Origin of the sequence: Rhizobium glycinendophyticum (genome assembly GCF_006443685.1) — a bacterium.
Taxonomy (GTDB): domain Bacteria; phylum Pseudomonadota; class Alphaproteobacteria; order Rhizobiales; family Rhizobiaceae; genus Allorhizobium; species Allorhizobium glycinendophyticum.
This window is the reverse complement of record NZ_VFYP01000001.1, coordinates 2,660,123-2,679,747: the sequence shown is the minus strand read 5'-3', so window position 1 is coordinate 2,679,747 and position 19,625 is coordinate 2,660,123. Positions and strand designations below refer to the sequence as shown.

The following is a 19,625-nucleotide window of genomic DNA, read 5'->3' as shown; positions in this document are numbered from 1 at the left end:
CCAGGAGAAAATCATGAGCAAGACTGACGTCTCCGGGCTGACCCAGCTCGGCCAATCCGTGGATGCCCCGACCAGCCCCGAGACCGCCGTCATGGAGCGCGTGCCGAACGGCAATGCCGGAACCGACTACGTCGTGCGCTTCACGGCGCCGGAATTTACGTCGCTCTGCCCGATGACCGGCCAGCCGGATTTCGCCCATATCGTCATCGACTACATTCCCGGCGACTGGCTGGTGGAATCGAAGTCCTTGAAACTCTTCCTGTTTGCCTTCCGCAACCACGGCGCCTTCCACGAGGATTGTTCGGTCTATATCGCCAAGCGCATCATCGATCTGCTCGATCCGAAATGGCTCAGGATCGGCGCCTACTGGTATCCGCGCGGCGGCATCCCCATCGACGTGTTCTGGCAGACGGGCGAGCCGCCGAAGGGTGTCTGGTTGCCGGATCAGGGTGTCGCGACCTATCGCGGCCGGGGCTGAGCAGCCGGTCTCCGGGATGACACTCTTCCCGGCCTGGGTTAAGCTCCGCGCCGTTCAGCACGAGCCGGAGGCTTGCCCATGCCGAAATTCCTCGCCGTCTACACAATGGGTGGCGACGCTCTGCAGCGCTTCCGCAGCCTGTCGAAGGCCGAGCAGGATGCCATCGACAGCGAAGGGGTGCCCCGCTGGATGGCCTGGGAAGAGCGTCATGCGGCCGCGATCGTCCATGGCGGCGGCATGGTGGGAAAGACCACGCGCGTCTCCCGTGACGGGATCGCCCCCGCCGTCAACACGATCTGCGGCTATCTGGTCGTCGAGGCGGATTCGGCGGAAGCGGCGGCGCGGCTTTTCGAGGACCACCCGCACCTCACCGTCTTTCCCGGCGACAGTATCGACATCATGCCTTTCGTCACCGAGATGCGCGTCTGACGGCGTTCCCTATGGTCACGGCGACGCTCGGTGGCCCCCGCGGTGGCATTCGTGATGGCGAAGACTTGGGCCGGTTCATGCCTCGCGACACCGCGTCGACAGATCGCGAATAACCATTTATTGACGATATGCCGATATTCGTAGTTTCGGCAAATGGTCGTGAATGAAACCTCATCCGCGCAGCCCTCGTTCTCGGCGGTCGATCGCTGAAGTTCGCGCCAAGGCGGTGATCGAATTCGCCCCGATCAGACCGCATCGGCCGACCTTCGGACCTCCGCAAGTCCCGTCTTGCTGCCCAATGAATGGGCGCCTCTCAAAATTTAAAGATCGCGGCCGGACGCATCCGAAAGGCTACGTCCTTCTGCCAACGATCCCACCGGTGCCGTGAGAACGCGCGACATCCGGCGGTGGGCTCGTGTGCGCCCGGCCAGGTTTTTCTCGCGCCCGAAAGGAACACTTCATGTTGGAAAAGCTGACCATTAGAAGCAAGGTGTTGGTCGCCCTGCTTGTTCTGGCGATCATGTCCACCGCCACCTCGGCCTGGCTGACAGTCACCCTCAACACCACCAATAGCCAGTATCAGGCCATTCTCACCCGGGAAGCGGATCTGACCATCCTCGGCGCCCGTGCCTCCGCCGCCATCTGGACTTCCGTGGCGATGTCGCTCCGCATGGCCGACATGGATCCGAACTCGGAAGAGTACAAGTCTCTCGCCGAGCGTTACGAGAAGAATTTCAAGACCGCCTATGAACGCTATGATCGGGTGGTCAAGGAAATCCCGAGCCGTGCGCAGGCCCTGGGCGAGCTCACGGGCTTCATCGCTGAACTGAAGCAAAATCTCGACCAGATGCTTGCTGCCGCTGCAGCCGGCAAGGCGGACGAGGTTGCAGCCCTGCAGGCCAAGCACGGCGATCTCTTCGCCCAGCTCTCCACCCTCAGCGGCAACCAGAACCAGGCCATGCAGACGCTGCTGACCGACGGCACCGGCGCACTCGGCGCTTCCGTCACCTCCGCCACCCGCTCGAGCATCATCGGTGTGGCCGCCGGTCTGGTCATAGCCTTTGCCGTTGCCCTCTACATCTCGCAAGCCGGTATCACCCAGCCGATGCTGCGTCTGCGCGCCCGTCTGGCGGATCTTGCCGGCGGCAATGTCGAGGCGGAAATTCCCGGTATCGGCCGTTCCGACGAGATCGGCCAGATTGCCCAGGCAGCGGAAGTCTTCCGCACCAATGCCAAGGATCGCGTCCGCCTGGAGCGGGAGGCGGAAGCCAATCGCACGATGAGCGAGCAGGAGCGCCTGACGCGCCAGGAACAGGCGCTGAAGGAAGCCGAAGACGTCAAGTTTGCCGTGGACAACCTCGCACGGGCGCTGTCGAAGCTCTCCGAAGGCGACCTGTCCTACCGCATCCAGCAGCACTTCGTCGCCTCGCTCGACGGCGTGCGCATGGACTTCAACAATTCCGCCTCGAAGCTCGAAGACACGCTGTCGCGCGTTGCGACGAATGCCCGGGCCATCGATGCCGGCTCCAACGAGATCAAGTCGGCGGCCGATGATCTCTCCAAGCGCACCGAACAGCAGGCCGCCGCCGTCGAAGAGACCGCCGCGGCGCTGGAGGAGATCACCACCACCGTCAAGGATTCGACCAAGCGCGCGCAGGAGGCCGGCCACCTGGTGTCGAAGGCCAAGGCGGGTGCGGAAGAATCGGGAGATATCGTGCGCCGTGCGGTCGTTGCGATGGAAAAGATCGAGCAGTCCTCGCAGTCGATCTCCAACATCATCGGCGTCATCGACGAAATCGCCTTCCAGACCAACCTTCTCGCCTTGAACGCAGGCGTCGAGGCGGCGCGTGCCGGCGAGGCCGGCAAGGGTTTTGCCGTCGTCGCGCAGGAGGTTCGGGAGCTTGCCCAGCGGTCGGCGACCGCCGCCAAGGAGATCAAATCGCTGATCACGACCTCCAACGAGCAGGTGCAGGAAGGCGTGCAACTCGTGGGGCATACCGGCAAGGCGCTGGAAACCATCGTCGCGGAAGTGCAGGAAATCAACCGCCATGTGCTTGCCATCGTCGAATCCGCCCAGGAGCAGTCGTCCGGCCTGCAGCAGATCAATACGGCGGTGAACCAGATGGACCAGGATACCCAGAAGAATGCTGCCATGGTCGAAGAGACGACGGCTGCGAGCTACGGCCTGGCGAAGGAAGTCGCTGCCATGAACGCGCTGCTCGCCCAGTTCCGCATGGCGGATCAACCGGCCCCCGTCGCCACCTCGCGGCCGCGTGCTGCTGCCGGCTACGACGCGCAGAAGCCGTCGCCCGCCAAGGCGCTCGGCCGCAAGCTCGCCGCTTCCTTCCAAGGCAATGCCGCCGTCAACAGCGACTGGGAAGAGTTCTGAGGCGATCCGGCCGAACCGTGACGATGAATTGAAAAGGGCGGCGCGTCATCGCGCCGCCCTTTTCTCGTTCGGAGATCTGGTCGATCAGAGCGTCTGCGCGGCGCTGATCGATGAGACGAAGCGCCGGGTACGCTCGCGTTGCGGGTCGCGGAAGATCTGCTCGGCGCTTCCCGTTTCCACCACCTGACCGGCTTCGAGAAAAACCACCTGTCCAGCAATCTTCGAGGCGAGCCGCAGATCGTGGGTGGCGATCACCATGGTCGTGCCCTCGCTGGCCAGCCGGCTCAACACATCGACCACTTCGCCCGCCAGTTCCGGATCGAGCGCCGAGGTCGGTTCGTCGCAGAGCAGGACCTTGGGCGAGGGGGCAAGTGCGCGGGCGATTGCCACGCGCTGCTGCTGGCCGCCCGACAGTTCTGCCGGCCAGGCATCGGCCTTATGCGCCATGCCGACCTTTTCGAGAAGTTCGAGCGCACGCGCCTTGGCCTTGCCTTTCGACCACTTCTGCACCGTGATCAGCCCCTCCATCACGTTCTCGATCGCCGTGCGATGCGGAAAGAGCTGAAAGTTCTGGAAGACCATCCCGGTCTCGCTGCGGATTTTCTGGACCTCGGAAAAGGCGACCTTGCGGTTGGGGGCAAATTCGATCGCATGGGCACCGATCTGGACTGTGCCGGAGGTCGGCTGTTCCAGGAGGTTGATCGAGCGCAGCAGGGTGCTCTTGCCGCCGCCCGATGGGCCGACGAGCGCGGTCACGCTGCGTTCCGGTAGCGTGAGCGAGATGTCGTTGAGGATGGTCGCTTGTCCGAAGCGCTTGACGATGTGGCTGAGCGTGATCATCGGTTAGCCTCCAGCATGCCGCCATAGCGGCCGAAACGGGTCTCAAGCCTCGACTGCAGGTTGGAGAGGATCGAACTCAGCGCGAGATAGATCAGCGCCGCCTCGATATAGAGGATCAGCGGTTCATAGGTGGTCGCGACAATGCGCTGGGCGGACTGGAAGAGTTCGGGAACGGTGATGGCCGCGGCCAGCGAGGTGTCCTTGACCAGCGAGATGAAGGTGTTCGACAGGGGCGGCACGGCGACGCGCGAGGCCTGGGGCAGGATGGTGCGGCGCATCGCCTGGCTCCAGTTCATGCCGGTCGAATAGGCTGCTTCCCACTGCCCCTTGGGCACGGAGGAGATTGCCGCGCGGATGATCTCGGAGGTATAGGCGCCGACATTCAGCGTGAAGCCGATCAGGGCGGCGGTGAAGGCGTCGAGCAGGATGCCGACGCTCGGCAGGCCGTAGAAGATGACGAAGAGCTGGACCAGCAGCGGCGTTCCCCGGATCACCCAGACGTAAAAGCGCGCCAGCAGGACGAGCGGTCTTGCGGCAAACAGGCGCGTGACCGCCGTCAGCAACCCGAGCGTCAGGCCAAAGGCGAAGGACAGGATCGTCAGCGGTATGGTGAATTTCACCCCGGCCCAAAGCAGGGTCGGCAGCGATTCGAGCATCAGTTGGAGCCAGTGCGGCATCGGGTGTTCTTTCAATTGCAGGCGGGGGGTGACGTCCCCCTCTGGCCTGCCGACCATCTCCCCAGAAGGGGAGACTGCCCGCGGCAGCGCCTCAGTCCTAAATCAGGCGAGGCGTTGGCGGAAAGCCCCTCCCCCTTGTGGGGAGGGGTTGGGGAGGGGAATTCCCAACAGTTACTTCGAAACGTCCTGGCCGAAATAGGTGTCGGCGATCTTCTGGTAGGTGCCGTCGGCCTTTATGTCGGCCAGCGCCTTGTTGATCGCAGCGACCAGTTCCGCATCGCCCTTGCGGACGATAATGCCAGAGGCGACGGCTTCTTCCTTCTCGGCGGCGATCTTTACCGGCGCGTCGGGCTTCTGCTTCTTGAAGTCGAGGAAGGACAGGCTGTCATTGATCGTCGCATCGGCGCGGCCGGTCAGCACCAGCTGGATCGACTGGTCGAAGCCGTCCGTGCCGACGAGTTCGGCGCCGGCGGCTTCCGCGATCTTGCCGAAGTTGCTGGACAGCGACTGGGCCGAGGTCTTGCCCTTGAGGTCCTCGAAGCTCTTGATGTCCTCGTTGCCGTCTTTCACGATCAGCACGGCCTTGGAGACGATATAAGGATCGGAGAAGTCATATTTCTGCTTGCGCGCTTCGGTGATGCCGACCTGGTTGATGACGGCATCATAACGATTGGCATCGAGGCCAGCGATCAGGCCGTCCCACTTGCCTTCGACGAATTCTACCTTCACGCCCAGTTTCTCGGCGACGGCCTGACCGATCTCGACGTCGAAGCCGACCAGCTTGTTGTCGGCATTGTGGAAGGTGAAGGGGGCATAGGTGCCTTCGGTGCCGATCTTGATGACACCGGCCTTCTTGATCTGGTCGAGGTTCTCGCCGGCCATGGCGGGCGTGAGGACGAGCGTCTGGAGAACGGCGGCAGCGGCAAATGTCTTGAGCCAGCTCATGGGTATTCCTTTCATGCGGACGGCCCGGGACCGGACCGTATCTTGGGAGGCCTTCTTCATCGCAGATCCAGATCTTGCTGGGATGACAGAAAAGAGCGAAATTTTTGGGCAATTGAGAAAAAATTACTCACACGCCGCTGGCGACCAAGCATCTCGGCTCGGCCTGTGTTCCAGAAACACGAAACCGCCCCGGTTGTTCCAGCCGGAGCGGTCGTCGAAAGAGTTCAAGCTTTCAGGCGGCGTGATCGCCGCAGTCGCTCAGCCGAAAGCAATGGCAGCGCCACCGACCACGGTGGCAAGACCGAGGATGCGGGCGACCGTGGGGCCAAGACGGGAGACGGCAATACCGAGGGCGATGCCGACGCCATGCAGGGCAGCGGTCGCGATCAGGAAGCCGACTCCGAAGGAGAGGGCGCCGGCTGTGCCGAGCTCACCACCATGGGCGTGGCCGTGGAAGAGGGCAAAGAGGCCGACAACGGCAGCCGAGGCTGCGACCGGCAGGCGCACGGCAGCGGCAACCAGCAGGCCAAGGCCGATGACGGAGGCGAGGATGGCGGGCTCGACGAAGGGGAGGGACACGCCCGCGACAGCAAGGCCAAAACCAACGGCCATCATCGAAACGAATGCGGCCGGCACGGCCCAGAGCGCGCGGCCGCCGATCTGGCTCGCCCAGATGCCGACGGCAACCATCGCGAGGATATGGTCGGCACCGAACAGCGGATGCGAGATACCGGCCATCAGCGAGCCGTGCTCGGCCGGGTCCAGGTGCGCAAAAGCGGGTGCGGTTGCCGCAGCAAACACGGCGGCGGTGAGTGAAAGGCGTTTCAGCATGATTTGGTCCCTCTAATTTGGTCGACTCATGGCGGCCGGAATTCGGTCCCGCCGATCGTCCCCTTATGTCATTCGGCAGACTAACGTAAGCCTCTCGTCCATGTCCACGGCAAAGCTCGTGACAAATCTACGTCGATTGCCGGGGGTGGGCGTGAATGGCTGCGGCAGGGCGTGACGCGTCCAGGACAGGCTTACGAATGCGTGACACTGCCGATCCGCCCGCGCCACAGCCGCAGACCGGCTGCGATGAAGCCCAACTGCAGCCCAAGGCGCAAGACGGCGAGCGGCCAGGGGCGGAAAATCGGGTCGGGCCGGACAAAGTCCCAGAGGTGCAGCGGCAGATAGGCGACACAGAGCATCGCAAATGCGAGGCCAGCATGCGGACGCAACCGCGGGACCAGAACCGCAAGACCGATCGCCAGCTCGACAATGCCGCTTCCGAGCACCGCCAGCCGCGCCGGGAAGATCGACGGGACAATCGGGAAGAAGAATTCGGGCGCGGCAAGATGCGTGATGCCGCCCGCCAGCATCACGACGGCGATCAGGGCGGTCAGCAGGCGGGTCACTTTCATCTCGTCTCCGGGAGCGTCGCTTTGCTGTGCATCGCTCCTTTGAGATGGCGCCGGGCGGCACGGCGGCAAGGTCGTGACGTCAGAAAGCCTCAGGCCGGTCCGAGCAGGATGAACGTCTCGCTCTTCGACACGCCGTCCACGGCCCGGATGGTGGAGATCAGGTCGTTGAGGTCGGGCATAGCAGAGACTTCCAGTTCCGCAATCAAGTCCCAAACGCCATTGGTGTTGGAAAGCGACACGACACCGGGCAGGCGCTTGATCGTGGCTACCGGCTGTTTCGGCGGCCCGAGCAAGGCGATCATCATCATCGCCTTGATGCGGTCCTTGGCGAGATCATCCTTCAGCCGGACGGTGAAGCCCTTGATGTCTCCCTTCTCGATGAGCTGGTCCAGGCGCTTCTGGGCAGTGGCGCGGGCGACACCGAGGATCTGCGCCAGTTGCGGCACGGAAGCCCGACCGTTGATGCGCAGTTCGCCAACCAGCCGCCGGTCAAGATCGTCCATTCTCTTACTCTTTCGTCAGCCAACTTCCTAATTCGGCATTATCTGCGCTTTTCCGTCTCTTTGTCTTCTTCTTTCTTCCTACCCTCTCCGCTAGCACTTCAGTGCATGCCTGCGGCAGGACCGGACGCATGGGCAAGAAGACGAGGAGACGAAAAGGCATGACGGACGCCACTTTCACAAGCCCGGGAGATGTCGGCATCGATCCGGCCCGCGTCGAGGCCATCGCGCTGCGTCTCACCGCATGGGGCAGCGAGACCGGCAGTGCCGGTGAAGCGGCCTTTGCCGGTCATCTGCTCGGCCTTCTGAGGGAAATTCCCTATTTCCAGTCCCATCCCGAGGATCTTAGGCTCATCGACAGCCATGGCGAACCGCTCACCCGCAACGTCGTCGCGCTGGTTCGCGGCGCGGGGCGGCGGACCCTTGCCCTGGCCGGGCATTTCGACACGGTTTCGACCGACAATTATCACGCGCTGCAGCCGCTCGCCTGCGACAGTCTCGCCCTCAAGGGCGCTCTCATCGACACCCTGTCGGCCCAGGAGACGCGCTCGGAGCAGGAGGAACGCGCGCTCAACGATCTGACGAGCGGGGACTTCCTGCCCGGGCGCGGTCTCCTCGACATGAAGAGCGGGCTGGCGGTGGCAATCGCCTGTCTTGAGCGTTTCGCCGACGATCCCGATCGGCAGGGCAATCTCCTTTTCCTCGCCACGCCCGACGAGGAACGCGAAAGCCGGGGAATGCGCTCGCTGCGCGACGCCTTGCCGAAACTGGCGAAGGAACTGGACATCGAGATTGCCGGTGCGTTGAACCTCGACGTCACCTCCGATCAGGGCGACGGAGGGGAGGGGCGCTCCGTCTTTGCCGGGACCATCGGCAAACTCCTGCCCTTCGCCCTCGTTCTTGGCCTGAGCTCGCATGCCGCCTATCCCTTCGAGGGTGTCAGCGCACAGGCCATCGGGGCGGGGATTCTCGCGGAACTGGAAGGCAATGCGGCACTCGCCGACCGGGATGCGGCCGACATCTCCCCGCCGCCGATCTGCCTGGAAGCAAAAGACCTGCGCGACGGCTACGAGGTGACGACGCCCGAGCGGTTCTGGATCGCCTTCAACTGGCTCTATCATTCCATCACTGCCGAGACGCTCTTCTCCCGCTTCGGCAGTGCCGTCGAACGGGGCGCGACCGGGGCCGTGAAGCGCTTTGCCGACCAGGCACGAAGCTACAGCGTCATGACCGGGCGTCCGCCAGCTGCCCTGCCGGCCATGCCCCGCATCCTGCCGCTGGCGGCGGTGCGGCGGCTTGCGGAGACGATGCTGGGCGCCGAATTCGAGGCGCGCTTTGCGGCGGAACAGGCGAAGGCGGCGCAGGTCGACAACCCGCTGATCGCGTCCCGGCAATTGACCACCTTCCTGGTCGATGCCGCGCAAGTCTCCGGCCCGGCTGTCGTGATCGGTTTTGCCGGTCTGCATTATCCGGCGAGCCGCCTCGATCTCGACCGACCCGCAGACCGCGCTCTGCACGGTGCCATCGAGCGGGCGCGTCTGAACCTCAATGCCGACCCTCAGCGCCGCATCGGCTGGAAACCCTGCTTCCAGGGCATCTCCGACATGAGCTTCCTCGGACTGGCCGCGCCTGCGAGTTCGGTCGTCGCGGAGAACACGCCGGTTTCGCGGCTCGTCGATGTGCCGCCCGCATCCGCGCTCGCCTTTCCGGCGGTCAATCTCGGTCCCTGGGGCCGGGAGTTTCACCAGAAATTCGAACGCGTTCACCGCCCCTATGCCTTCGGAGTACTTCCGGATCTGGTCATGGCGATTGCAACAGACTTCTTGGGCCAGGCGATCGAGTGAACAGGGGCGGCGAGACCCACTCCACCCGCAGGCACCGCCAGCGCCGGCGGCCGGTTACTTCGTGACGCCCAGCACCTCGGCGCAGCGCGACAAGCTCAGGCCGTCGCCGTCGGTGTCGTTGCTGGCGCGGATGGCGGTGATCACGCCCGCCTTGTCGGTGTTGATCTGCAGCTCGCAGAACAGCTGCTGATATTGCGGCGGGCTGATCATCTGCGGCTGCCAGAACGGATCGCGCGTGATCACGCGGGTCTGGGTCACCGTCTGGCCGGAGCCGTCGGTGCGGGTCTGGGTGCGCACCACGGTACTTGCCGGTTCCGGGTTTGTGTAAGTTGGCGGGATGTAGCGGGTCTTGTCGCCGCCGCGCCAGGTGTAGATCTTACCCGAGGAGAGCGGATAGTCGCCAACCGGCGGACCATAGGCGGCAAAAAACTGCTCCACCGGCTGCCCGACCCAGCGCGATCGGGCGGCATTGTTGGCGTCTTCCGTCGTGGTGCAGGCGGCCAGAACCAGAGCCGATGCCAGCATCAGGCCGGCGGCGAAAGCGCGTTGAATTCGCATGGATTTCCCCTCATTGATCCGGGTGATCCTAACCCGTCCCGGGTCCGGCCCGCAAGCGGTTCGGGCGAAGAGCCCCCATTTGTCCGCGTCCAAATCTGGCAGCAGCAACGGCTTGTCGCCCACCTCGACAGCGCCGTGCCTTCCCAGCACAATGCGGAAAGTTCGATCTTCGCGAGGCATGTATGAAACTGCACTACAGCCGCAATCCAAATCCGCGCCTGGCCGTGGCCGTGGCCCGCCACCTCGGTTCCGCCGTCACCTTTCAATTCGCCTCGCCGTTTGCGCCGGGGCAGGCGGAGACCTACCGGCAGCTCAATCCCAGCCTTTCGATCCCGATCCTGGAGGAGGCGCGGGGTCCGCTGTGGGAGGCGGATGCGATCGCTTGTCGATTGTCGCGCCTGTCGGGTTCGAATTTCTGGCGCACGGATGACGATGGCGAACCGGACATGATCCGGTGGCTGAGCTGGGGCAAGGCAAACTTTGTCACGGCCTGCGATCAAGTCCATTTCGAATATGGCACCAAGCAGCGGTACGGGATCGGGCCGGTCGATCCGGCCAAGGTGGCGGAGGGGCTTGCCCTTTTCCACCGCTCCTCACCGATCCTCGAGGCCCATCTCGAAACGCGCGCCTTCCTGCTCGACAGCGGCCTCTCCTATGCCGATTTCCGCATGGCGAGCTTCCTGCCCTTCAATGACGTCGCCGGATTGCCGCTTTCAGATTATCCCGCAGTCGAAGCCTGGTATCATCGTCTCGATACACTGTCGGCCTGGCGAAATCCGTTCGAAGGTCTCGATGCGCCAGCTCTGCCGTACGCACCGCTGGCCGGGGAGCGCTTGCGAAACCAGTCCTGAGAGCGGAGTCTTTCAGCGCGCTTGGCCGATGAGTTGGCTCGCCCACTTGGCCAGACGCAAGGACGGGGCGGCCTTCTCCTGCTATGGGCGGTTGCTCCCGGTCGCGTGACGGGTGATGCTCGTCATGGAATTGCGGAGGCCGAGGATCGTGGAAGAGACGGAAAGCCGTTCCGAAGTCGCCTATTGGGCGGAAAGGCCGGAGACGCTTTTTACCGCGCTCGGATCGGGGCCGGACGGCCTCACCTCCGCGGCGGCGGCGATGCTTCTGTCCACCCTCGGCCCCAACAGTGTCGAGGAGAGCGAGCGCCACTCGGCTTTGCGTCTCTTGCTTCGGCAGTTCGAAAGCCCGCTGGTCCTGATCCTCGCCTTTGCGGTTGCCATCTCCCTTGCCCTTCAGCAGTGGATCGATGCGGCCATCGTCTTTGCGATTGTGCTCGGCAGCTCGCTCCTCAGCTTTTTCCAGGAATATCGCGCGTCCTCTGCCGTGGCCGAGCTCAAGAAGCAGCTGACGCTCACCAGCAGCGTCATGCGCGACGGCGCACCGGTCAGCGTGCCGACGAGCGGCCTCGTGCCCGGCGATGTCGTGCTCCTGTCGGCGGGCAAGCTGGTGCCGGCCGACGGGCTGGTGCTGGAAGCGCAGGATTTCCTGGTGGTCGAAGCCAGCATGACCGGAGAAACGTTTCCGGTCGAAAAGACCGCCGGTCTCGTCGCCGCCGATGCGCCGCTCGCCAAGCGCAGCAACAGCGTCTTTCTCGGCTCTTCCGTGCGCAGCGGCACCGCCCGTATCCTCATCACCCGCACAGGTCGCGACACTGCTTTTGGCGAGATCGCGGCGCAGCTTTCCACCAGAGAGGCGGAAACCGACTTCAATCGCGGGGTCCGCCGCTTCGGCTATCTGTTGATCCGGGTGATGGTGGTGATCGTGCTCTTCGTGCTGACGGTCAACCTGCTGCTCGGCCGGCCGGTGATCGAATCCTTGCTTTTTGCCGTGGCGCTTGCCGTCGGGCTGTCCCCCGAATTGTTGCCGGCGATTATCTCCGTCACGCTTTCGGCCGGCGCTCGCAGCATGAGCAGGCAGGGCGTGATCGTCAGACGGCTCGATGCAATCGAAAACCTTGGAAGCATGAGCGTGCTCTGCACCGACAAGACGGGTACGCTGACGGAAGGGCAGATCGTGATGACGGGCGCGGTGTCACCGCAGGGCGTGTCGTCGGACGTCGTGCGGCAACTCGCCTTCCTCAATGCGGCCTTCGAAAGCGGTATCGAAAACCCGCTCGATGCAGCGATCGTTGCTGCGGGGGAGGCGGCAGGGTTGACGACCGGCGGCTATCGGAAGGTCGACGAAATCCCTTACGACTTCGTGCGGCGGCGACTGACGATCGTCGTCGAAGAGCAAGCCGATCCCGCCTCGCATCTGCTCGTGACGAAGGGCGCCTTCGCCAATGTTGTCGACGTCTGCACCGGTATCGCGACGGATAAGGGGGAGGTGCCGCTCGATCCCGCGTCCCGGGCCGCGATCGAGACGATGTTTCAGACCGAAAGCGCAAAGGGCTTCCGTGTGCTCGCGCTTGCGACCAAACGGGTTGCGGCCGAGCCTCGACACGAGCGCGAGGCGGAGGAGGGCATGGTTTTTGCCGGCCTGCTGCTGTTTTCAGATCCGCCCAAGCGCGACGCTCGCGATACCCTCAGCCAGCTCGCTCAACTCGGCGTCCGGGTCAAGGTGATCTCCGGCGACAATCGCTATGTGACAGCCCATGTTGCGGAAAGTGTCGGGCTCGATCCGACGTCGATCCTGACCGGGGAGGATCTGGCAAGGCTTGACGATGCCGCGCTCTGGCATCTGGCGCCGCGCACCGATCTTTTTGCCGAGATCGATCCGCAGCAGAAGGAGCGCATCGTGCGAGCGCTGCAGAAACTCGGCGAATGCGTCGGCTATATGGGCGACGGCATCAATGATGCGCCCTCGCTGCATGCGGCCGATGTCGGCATATCGGTTGACGGCGCGGTCGATGTCGCGCGCGAAAGCGCCGACGTCATCCTGCTCCGGCAGGATCTCGGCGTGCTGATCGCGGGCGTCCGGCAGGGGCGACGCACCTTTGCCAACACGCTCAAATATATCTCCATCACCACGAGCGCCAATTTCGGCAACATGATCAGCATGGCACTCGCGGCACCGCTCCTGCCTTTCCTGCCGCTTCTGGCCAAACAGATCCTGCTCAACAATTTCCTCTCCGATTTCCCCTCGATCGCAATATCGAGCGACAATGTGGATGAGGAGGATCTCGCCCGGCCGCAGCACTGGAGCATTACGGAGATCCAGCGCTTCATGATCGTCTTCGGGCTGATCAGTTCGCTTTTCGATCTCATCACCTTTACGGTTCTCCTGAAAATCTTCCATGCCGGCGAGCAGAGTTTCCAGACGGCCTGGTTCGTGATCTCGCTGATGACCGAGCTTCTGGTCGTGCTCGTGTTGCGCAGCCGAAAGCCGCTTGGCAAGACCAGCCCGAGCGGAGTGCTGCTGTGGTCGACGCTGGCCGTTACGCTCGTCACCCTCGCCATTCCCTATCTCGGCCCCGCCGCCACCCCCTTCGGCTTCGTTCCGCTGTGCGGGGGTGAGTTCCTCGCAACGCTCGTCATCGTCGGTGGCTATGTCGCCGTCACCAGCCTCGCCAAACGGCTCGATTACGGCCATTGGCACCAGGCGGCGTGAATCGGCGCCGTTTCGGGCGGCACCACTTTCGGCACCAGCTACGAGTAGGCGCATGGCGCACTCGACGGTGAGGCGACGCCGTTGCAGTTTCTCGCGGAAAAGCTCGTCGCCAGTTTCCTGTCGATGATCTCCGGCATTCCGGGCGGCATCTTCGCGCCCTCGCTGTCGATCGGCGCCGGTCCCGGCAGCACGATCGGCGCGCCGATGGGCACGAGCATTGCGCTCGCCGCCGTCCTCGGCTTGGCCGGTTATTTCGCCGGTGTGGTCCAGGCGCGATGACCGCCTTCGTCATCATCCTGGAGATGACCGGCAACCACCATGCGATCATCCCGATCATGGCGGTGTCGATGATCGGCTATCTCACCTCGCGCATCCTGTCGCGCGAGCCGCTTTATCACGGGCTGTCGCGCAATTTCATCGCGGTTGCCATTCGCGCGCGCCGGGCCAAGCCGGTGGATCCCGATACCGCGATGTGAGCCGACCCGGGGCGGAGAAGAATGGCATTGTAACCTTCTGCTGCCGCTTTTTCTTGCCTCAGCCGCGTTAGACACCATATCCGGACTACGACACATTATGCTGCGTCCGAGACTCATCCGGTCGCCAGGGAGCACGTTCTTGTTTGCCTTCGACAATACCTATGCCGGCCTGCCCAATCACTTTCACCGGCCCGCGAAGCCGGCGGCCGCGCGGGCGCCAAAACTCATCCGGTTCAATCATGCGCTCGCCGAAGAACTGGGTCTCGACGTCGCCGGTGCCGATGACGAGCGGCTGGCGCAGGTGTTTTCCGGCCAGGTGATCCCGGTCGGCGCCGCGCCGCTCGCCCAGGCCTATGCCGGCCACCAGTTCGGCCATTTCAATCCGCAGCTCGGCGACGGGCGGGCGCTCTTGCTTGGCGAGGTGGTTTCGCCAACGGGCGCGCGTTTCGACATCCAGCTGAAGGGTTCCGGCCCCACCGCCTTTTCGCGTCGGGGCGACGGCATGGCGGCGCTCGGGCCGGTGCTGCGCGAATACATCGTCTCCGAAGCCTTTGCAGCACTCGGCGTGCCGGCCACACGGGCGCTCGCCGCTGTCTCGACCGGCGAGCAGGTGGCGCGCGAGACGATGCTGCCTGGCGCCGTCTTTACCCGCGTCGCCGCAAGCCATATCCGCGTCGGCACGTTCCAGTTCTTCGCCGCGCAAGGCGACGAGGACGCGGTGCGGGCGCTCGCCGATTACGTCATCGACCGGCATTATCCGGAAGCGCGAACGGCCGAAAATCCCTACCTCGCCATGCTGACGCTGGTGGCAGAGCGCCAGGCGCGGCTGATTGCCCGCTGGTTGTCGATCGGTTTCATCCACGGCGTGATGAACACCGACAACATGGCGATTTCGGGCGAAACCATCGATTTCGGCCCCTGTGCCTTCCTCGACGAATACGATCCGCGCAAGGTGTTCTCCTCGATCGACGAGCGCGGCCGTTATGCCTATGCGAACCAGCCGGGCATCGGCCAGTGGAACATCGCGCGGCTCGCCGAATGCCTGTTGCCGCTGCTGGATGCCGACGAGGAAAAAGCGATCGAGGCGGCGAACGGCGTCCTGAAGGCGTATGGCGACGTCTTCCAGGCCGCCTGGTTACGAGCGTTCCGCGACAAGCTCGGCATCACCGGCGAGGCGGAGGACGACCGGGCGCTGGTCAGCGATTTCCTCGAACTGCTGCATCAGGGGGGCGCGGATTTTACGCTCACTTTCCGTACGCTTTCCAAGGTCGCCGGCGGTGCTGCGGTCGAGACCCTCACCGATATCTTCAGCGCCCCGCTCGGGCTTTCCGACTGGCTGACGCGCTGGCGCGCCCGCATCGACGACGGTCGCACGGCGGCCGAACGGCAGGCGGCGATGGAGGCGGTCAATCCCGCGCTCATTCCGCGAAACCACCGCATCGAGGAGGCGATCGCAGCGGCCGTCTACGGCGACTTCTCCTTCTTCCATCGGCTGGTCGAGGCGCTGGCCACACCTTATGTCGAGGACCCGGCGACAGCCGACCTGCGGCTGCCTCCGACCCCCGAGGAACGGGTCACGCGGACCTTCTGCGGGACCTGAGTTTTCCTATTCGGCGAACATCGCTGCCAGATCTTCGAGCAGGCCGGGTCCCGTCGGCTCCCAGCCGAGCGCTTCGCGGGTCCGGGCAGAGGAGGCCGGCATGTCGAGGTGGGCAAAGCCGCTCATTGGGCCGAGGAATTCTCCGGCCTGTTCCCGTGACACAGATTTCGCCGGAAGTTCGAGGCCGCGCGAAATTGCCTTAGCAATCTCAAGGAGGCTGATCTTTTCCTCGGCCACGGCGTGATAACGCGCCCCTCGATCCGCCTTCTCGATCGCCAGGCGGAACAGTCGCGCCGTGTCGGTCAGGTGGCATGCCGACCAGCGGGTCGATCCGTCTCCGACATAGGCCGCGCATCCCTTCTGACGGGCAATGTCGATCAGATAGCTCACCAGTCCCTGCCGCTTCGTGTCGTGGATCTGCGACAGGCGCATCGTCGACAGGTTCACGCCCTTCTCCAGCAGCTTCCTGCCCGCCAGTTCGGAGGCGATGCGCGGATTGCCATGCTCGACGTCCAGGACGTCTTCTCTTGCCAGTTGCCCGGAGGAGGCGATGCCCATGCCGATCCCCGAGGTGATCAGGATTGGTCTGTCGGAGCCGGCGAATGCCTCGCCGAGGGCGGCAATGGATGCGGCGTCCTTCTCGCAATTGGCGGCAAATCTCGAAAAGTCGTGGTCGAAGGCGAGGTGGATGACGGCATCGGCCTGTTCCGCGCCGCGCGTCAGGCTCTCCGGCTCTTCCAGCGTGCCGAGATGGGCCTCTGCACCTGCCGCCTGCAGTTTTTCCGCCCCCTGTTCCGAGCGAGTCAGGCCGAGGACCTGGTGTCCGGCCGCGAGCAGTTCGGGAAGGACGGCGGAGCCGATGAAGCCGGTGGCGCCGGTAACGAAAATGCGCATGTCAATCTTCCTGCGTTGTTGATGCAGACAAGCAATGACAGACTGTGTATCCTGTTAAAGTAGTGACTTTATCATGGTATAATTCCTCTCAGGATCGGTGTCCGGCATGGCGGCAGCAACATTGGCGAGTTTCCTGCGTGACCGCAGGATGCGGCTGGACCCGGCAACTTTCGGCCTTTCTGGACGTCGCCGCACACCGGGGCTGCGGCGCGAGGAGGTGGCTCAGCGGGCGAACATCAGCCCGACCTGGTACACTTGGCTGGAACAGGGGCGCGGCGGGGCACCTTCGGCCGACGTGCTGAACCGGATTGCCCGCGCCATGCTGATGACCGAGGCCGAGCGCGAGCACATGTTCATGCTCGGTCTCGGGAGACCGCCCGAGGCACGCTACACCTCGGTCGACGGCGTCAGCCCCCGCCTGCAGCGTTTCCTCGACCGTCTGGAAACCTGCCCTGCCGTGGTCAAGACGGCAACCTGGGATGTGGTGGCCTGGAACAGGGCCGCGACCGTCGTTCTGTCCGATTACGGTAAGCTGCCGCCCGGGCAGCGCAACATGCTGCGCTTCATATTCACCAATCCGGAGGTTCGGGCCAAGCAGCACGACTGGGAAACGATCGCCCGTTTCTGTGTCGCGGCCTTTCGCGCCGATGCGGCGCGGGCGGGTGCCATGTCGCAGACGACACAGCTGGTCGAAGAACTCTCCCAGGCAAGTCCCGATTTCCGCCGCTTGTGGGGTGAAAACCAGATCAGCGTTCCGGGCGAGGGGGCCAAGCGCCTGAACCACCCGGTCCTTGGCACGATCGACCTCGAATTCTCCGCTTTCGCCGTCGACGGGCGCGTCGATCTCAACCTCATGGTCTACACCCCTGTTGATCCTGATGTGGCCGAGCATATCCGCCGTCTTGCGCAGGAGGCCTAGCCTTCGTGCCCACTGCAGGAGACACCGCCAGTTTTCGCCGCGCGCTGTCGCGAAATTGTCCGAATGCAGGCGCCGAATGGCAAACCTTCACTGCCCCCGATTCTCCTTGCCTCCTCCGCTTGCGAGGACGCTGCTTTTCCAGAGCCCTTTTCATGCTGCGCTTTTTCGAGACGATCATCGTTCCCACGGCCCGCGAAACACCCGGCAATCCGCCGGAAGGTCTCCTGCGGTTTTACTGGTTCTTCGTGCGCCAGGCCAAGGGCCTGTTCATCGCGCTGATCTTCGCCAGCCTGTTCGTGGCGCTCGCCGATGCGGCGATCCCCGTTTTCATGGGTAAACTCGTCAAGGTGCTGACGGCGACCACGCCCGACCGGGTCTTTGCCGACGGCGCCTCGCTGATCTTCGGGCTCATCCTGCTCGTCCTCGTCATCCGGCCGCTGGTCACGGCCCTGCAGGGTCTCGTGCTCAACCAAGCGATCGCGCCCGGTGTCACCAACATGGTGCGCTGGCAGAGCCATTGGCACGTCATTCGCCAGAACCTCTCCTTCTTCCAGAACGATTTTGCCGGGCGCATCGGCTCGCGGGTGCTGGAAATCGGCCACACGCTGCGAAGCTCCGTCGTTTCGGTCATTTCCGTCGTCTGGTATCTCGTGGCGCTCGGCGTCATTACCTCCGGAATTCTGGCGGCCGCCAGCTGGTGGCTGGTGCTGCCGGTGGCGCTCTGGACGCTCGCCTATGTCGGCTTTCTCATCGCCATCGTGCCGCAGATCCGCCGTGGCTCGAAGGCGATTGCCTATGCGCGCTCCGATTTCGTCGGCCGCATCGTCGACAGCTATACCAATATCATGACGGTCAAGCTCTTCGCCCGCCCGGAAGAGGAAGACCAGTTTGTTCGCGAATCCGTCGACCAGCACACCGCGCGCATGATCACCCAGCATCGCTGGCTGTCGCTGTTTTCGCTCGGCCTGACGCTGCTCTCCGGCCTTCTCATCGCCGGCACCACCTGGATGGCCGTCACGCTCTGGGCCGATGGCGCCATCGGCATCGACATCGTCGCCATGGTGCTGCCGATGACCTTGCAGATCTCCGGCACGTCTGCCCGTGTCGCCCAGGAAATCACCCAGATTTCGGATCAGGTCGGCACCGTGCACGAGGCGATGGACACGATCGCCAAGCCGATCGGGCTGACCGATCCGTCGTCCGCCAAGCCGCTGGTGGTCACCCGCGGCGCCATCCGCTTCGACAACGTCTCCTTCCACTACGGCCGCAAGGGCGGGATCATCGAAGACCTCTCGCTCGACATCAAGCCCGGCGAGCGCATTGGCCTCGTCGGCCGTTCCGGCGCCGGCAAGTCGACCCTGGTCAACCTGCTCCTGCGCTTCTACGACGTAGAGTCTGGCCGTATCACCATCGACGGCCAGGATGTGTCCCAGGCGACCCAGGCGAGCATCCGCGAACACATCTCCGTCGTCACCCAGGACACCTCGCTTTTGCACCGCTCGATCCACGACAACATTGCCTATGGCCGCCGCTCGGCGACCCGCGCCGAGGTGATCGAGGCGGCACGCCAGGCGCATGCGGTGGAATTCATCGAACAGCTCTCCGACTGGCATGGCCGCACCGGCTTTGACGCCCATGTCGGCGAACGCGGCGTCAAACTCTCCGGCGGCCAGCGCCAGCGCATCGCGATCGCCCGCGTCATCCTTAAGAACGCGCCGATCCTGATCCTCGACGAGGCGACCTCGGCGCTCGATTCGGAAGTCGAGCAGGCGATCCAGGCGAGCCTCGAAGACCTGATGCAGAACCGCACCGTGATCGCCATCGCCCACCGCCTCTCGACCATCGCCGCCATGGACCGGCTCGTGATCCTCGACAAGGGGCGCATCGTTGAGCAGGGCACCCATGGCGAGCTGCTGGCGCTCGGCGGCCATTATGCCGGCCTCTGGGCGCGGCAATCGGGCGGGTTTCTGGAGGCGGAGGGGTGATGCCATCGGGATGGCGGGGTCAAAGTCCCCCTCTGGGCTGCCGCCCATCTCCCCCACAAGGGGGGAGAGGACTCGCGGCGTCTCTTCGACCCCAATCTGAGAGCGCGCCGCAGGGTTAAGCCCTCCC

The 19,625-nt window shown here is 64.1% G+C and carries 17 protein-coding genes and 1 pseudogene; 10 read left to right on the top strand and 8 right to left on the bottom strand.

Annotation, left to right across the window (positions count from 1 at the left end):
* Positions 1-13 precede the first annotated feature (13 nt).
* The 3 genes from queF to FJQ55_RS13075 all read left to right on the top strand — a co-directional run bounded on the left by queF (position 14) and on the right by FJQ55_RS13075 (position 3,296).
* Complete coding sequence (queF, locus tag FJQ55_RS13085) at positions 14-478, top strand: preQ(1) synthase (protein WP_140828479.1); 465 nt, start codon at positions 14-16, stop codon at positions 476-478.
* Positions 479-556: 78 nt separating this feature from the next.
* Positions 557-907, top strand: a complete 351-nt coding sequence (locus tag FJQ55_RS13080) for a hypothetical protein (RefSeq protein WP_140828478.1) — start codon at positions 557-559, stop codon at positions 905-907.
* Between the two features lie 460 nt (positions 908-1,367).
* Positions 1,368-3,296 (top strand): methyl-accepting chemotaxis protein, encoded by a 1,929-nt coding sequence (locus tag FJQ55_RS13075; protein WP_140828477.1) that lies wholly within the window; start codon positions 1,368-1,370, stop codon positions 3,294-3,296.
* Between the two features lie 84 nt (positions 3,297-3,380).
* Here FJQ55_RS13075 and FJQ55_RS13070 read toward each other — a convergent pair whose 3' ends face one another.
* The 6 genes from FJQ55_RS13070 to FJQ55_RS13045 form a co-directional block, all read right to left on the bottom strand.
* Positions 3,381-4,136: an amino acid ABC transporter ATP-binding protein gene (locus tag FJQ55_RS13070; RefSeq protein ID WP_140828475.1), complete on the bottom strand. Its 756-nt coding sequence runs from the start codon at positions 4,134-4,136 to the stop codon at positions 3,381-3,383.
* A complete protein-coding gene (locus tag FJQ55_RS13065) occupies positions 4,133-4,813 on the bottom strand; it encodes an amino acid ABC transporter permease (RefSeq protein ID WP_140828474.1) in 681 nt (226 codons plus the stop codon). The genes FJQ55_RS13070 and FJQ55_RS13065 overlap by 4 nt, the downstream gene beginning before the upstream one ends.
* A gap of 171 nt (positions 4,814-4,984) precedes the next feature.
* Positions 4,985-5,758 (bottom strand): amino acid ABC transporter substrate-binding protein, encoded by a 774-nt coding sequence (locus FJQ55_RS13060; RefSeq protein ID WP_140828472.1) that lies wholly within the window; start codon positions 5,756-5,758, stop codon positions 4,985-4,987.
* A 258-nt stretch (positions 5,759-6,016) separates the two neighbouring features.
* On the bottom strand, positions 6,017-6,589 hold the full coding sequence (locus tag FJQ55_RS13055; protein ID WP_140828469.1) for a HupE/UreJ family protein: 573 nt from the start codon (positions 6,587-6,589) through the stop codon (positions 6,017-6,019).
* Between the two features lie 191 nt (positions 6,590-6,780).
* Positions 6,781-7,161: a hypothetical protein gene (locus tag FJQ55_RS13050; protein ID WP_140828466.1), complete on the bottom strand. Its 381-nt coding sequence runs from the start codon at positions 7,159-7,161 to the stop codon at positions 6,781-6,783.
* A gap of 89 nt (positions 7,162-7,250) precedes the next feature.
* Positions 7,251-7,664, bottom strand: a complete 414-nt coding sequence (locus FJQ55_RS13045) for an Lrp/AsnC family transcriptional regulator (protein WP_140828464.1) — start codon at positions 7,662-7,664, stop codon at positions 7,251-7,253.
* A gap of 158 nt (positions 7,665-7,822) precedes the next feature.
* Here FJQ55_RS13045 and FJQ55_RS13040 point away from each other — a divergent pair, with 158 nt between their 5' ends.
* Complete coding sequence (locus FJQ55_RS13040) at positions 7,823-9,505, top strand: M20/M25/M40 family metallo-hydrolase (RefSeq protein ID WP_140828462.1); 1,683 nt, start codon at positions 7,823-7,825, stop codon at positions 9,503-9,505.
* A 54-nt stretch (positions 9,506-9,559) separates the two neighbouring features.
* Here FJQ55_RS13040 and FJQ55_RS13035 read toward each other — a convergent pair whose 3' ends face one another.
* The gene (locus FJQ55_RS13035; protein WP_140828460.1) at positions 9,560-10,063 is read right to left on the bottom strand and encodes a hypothetical protein; all 504 of its coding nucleotides are present in this window, start codon (positions 10,061-10,063) and stop codon (positions 9,560-9,562) included.
* 182 nt (positions 10,064-10,245) lie between these two features.
* On the opposite strand from FJQ55_RS13035, the gene FJQ55_RS13030 reads away from it, so the two are divergent.
* The 4 genes and pseudogenes from FJQ55_RS13030 to FJQ55_RS13015 all read left to right on the top strand — a co-directional run bounded on the left by FJQ55_RS13030 (position 10,246) and on the right by FJQ55_RS13015 (position 15,700).
* The gene (locus FJQ55_RS13030; RefSeq protein ID WP_140828459.1) at positions 10,246-10,914 is read left to right on the top strand and encodes a glutathione S-transferase family protein; all 669 of its coding nucleotides are present in this window, start codon (positions 10,246-10,248) and stop codon (positions 10,912-10,914) included.
* A 148-nt stretch (positions 10,915-11,062) separates the two neighbouring features.
* Positions 11,063-13,624: a magnesium-translocating P-type ATPase gene (gene mgtA, locus FJQ55_RS13025; protein WP_246085096.1), complete on the top strand. Its 2,562-nt coding sequence runs from the start codon at positions 11,063-11,065 to the stop codon at positions 13,622-13,624.
* A pseudogene (locus tag FJQ55_RS13020) lies at positions 13,625-14,100 on the top strand (chloride channel protein); the annotation flags it as partial.
* A 97-nt stretch (positions 14,101-14,197) separates the two neighbouring features.
* Complete coding sequence (locus FJQ55_RS13015) at positions 14,198-15,700, top strand: protein adenylyltransferase SelO (RefSeq protein WP_140828456.1); 1,503 nt, start codon at positions 14,198-14,200, stop codon at positions 15,698-15,700.
* Between the two features lie 6 nt (positions 15,701-15,706).
* On the opposite strand, the gene FJQ55_RS13010 is transcribed toward FJQ55_RS13015, so the two are convergent.
* Positions 15,707-16,594, bottom strand: a complete 888-nt coding sequence (locus FJQ55_RS13010; protein WP_140828455.1) for an SDR family oxidoreductase — start codon at positions 16,592-16,594, stop codon at positions 15,707-15,709.
* Between the two features lie 106 nt (positions 16,595-16,700).
* Between FJQ55_RS13010 and FJQ55_RS13005 the strand changes: the two genes are divergently transcribed.
* Entirely contained in the window at positions 16,701-17,513 is an 813-nt protein-coding gene (locus FJQ55_RS13005; RefSeq protein ID WP_140828453.1) for a helix-turn-helix transcriptional regulator, read from the top strand.
* Positions 17,514-17,665: 152 nt separating this feature from the next.
* Positions 17,666-19,498 (top strand): ABC transporter ATP-binding protein, encoded by a 1,833-nt coding sequence (locus FJQ55_RS13000; RefSeq protein WP_140828452.1) that lies wholly within the window; start codon positions 17,666-17,668, stop codon positions 19,496-19,498.
* Positions 19,499-19,625 lie beyond the last annotated feature (127 nt).

Coding starts and splice junctions, on each gene's coding strand:
- FJQ55_RS13040 (WP_140828462.1), top strand. CDS start 7,823: ATGACGGACGCCACTTTCACAAGCCCGGGAGATGTCGGCATCGATCCG.
- FJQ55_RS13005 (WP_140828453.1), top strand. CDS start 16,701: ATGGCGGCAGCAACATTGGCGAGTTTCCTGCGTGACCGCAGGATGCGG.
- FJQ55_RS13010 (WP_140828455.1), bottom strand. CDS start 16,594: ATGCGCATTTTCGTTACCGGCGCCACCGGCTTCATCGGCTCCGCCGTC.
- FJQ55_RS13070 (WP_140828475.1), bottom strand. CDS start 4,136: ATGATCACGCTCAGCCACATCGTCAAGCGCTTCGGACAAGCGACCATC.
- FJQ55_RS13015 (WP_140828456.1), top strand. CDS start 14,198: ATGCTGCGTCCGAGACTCATCCGGTCGCCAGGGAGCACGTTCTTGTTT.
- FJQ55_RS13045 (WP_140828464.1), bottom strand. CDS start 7,664: ATGGACGATCTTGACCGGCGGCTGGTTGGCGAACTGCGCATCAACGGT.
- FJQ55_RS13065 (WP_140828474.1), bottom strand. CDS start 4,813: ATGCCGCACTGGCTCCAACTGATGCTCGAATCGCTGCCGACCCTGCTT.
- queF (WP_140828479.1), top strand. CDS start 14: ATGAGCAAGACTGACGTCTCCGGGCTGACCCAGCTCGGCCAATCCGTG.
- FJQ55_RS13030 (WP_140828459.1), top strand. CDS start 10,246: ATGAAACTGCACTACAGCCGCAATCCAAATCCGCGCCTGGCCGTGGCC.
- FJQ55_RS13060 (WP_140828472.1), bottom strand. CDS start 5,758: ATGAGCTGGCTCAAGACATTTGCCGCTGCCGCCGTTCTCCAGACGCTC.
- FJQ55_RS13055 (WP_140828469.1), bottom strand. CDS start 6,589: ATGCTGAAACGCCTTTCACTCACCGCCGCCGTGTTTGCTGCGGCAACC.
- FJQ55_RS13050 (WP_140828466.1), bottom strand. CDS start 7,161: ATGAAAGTGACCCGCCTGCTGACCGCCCTGATCGCCGTCGTGATGCTG.
- FJQ55_RS13080 (WP_140828478.1), top strand. CDS start 557: ATGCCGAAATTCCTCGCCGTCTACACAATGGGTGGCGACGCTCTGCAG.
- FJQ55_RS13035 (WP_140828460.1), bottom strand. CDS start 10,063: ATGCGAATTCAACGCGCTTTCGCCGCCGGCCTGATGCTGGCATCGGCT.
- FJQ55_RS13000 (WP_140828452.1), top strand. CDS start 17,666: ATGCTGCGCTTTTTCGAGACGATCATCGTTCCCACGGCCCGCGAAACA.
- FJQ55_RS13075 (WP_140828477.1), top strand. CDS start 1,368: ATGTTGGAAAAGCTGACCATTAGAAGCAAGGTGTTGGTCGCCCTGCTT.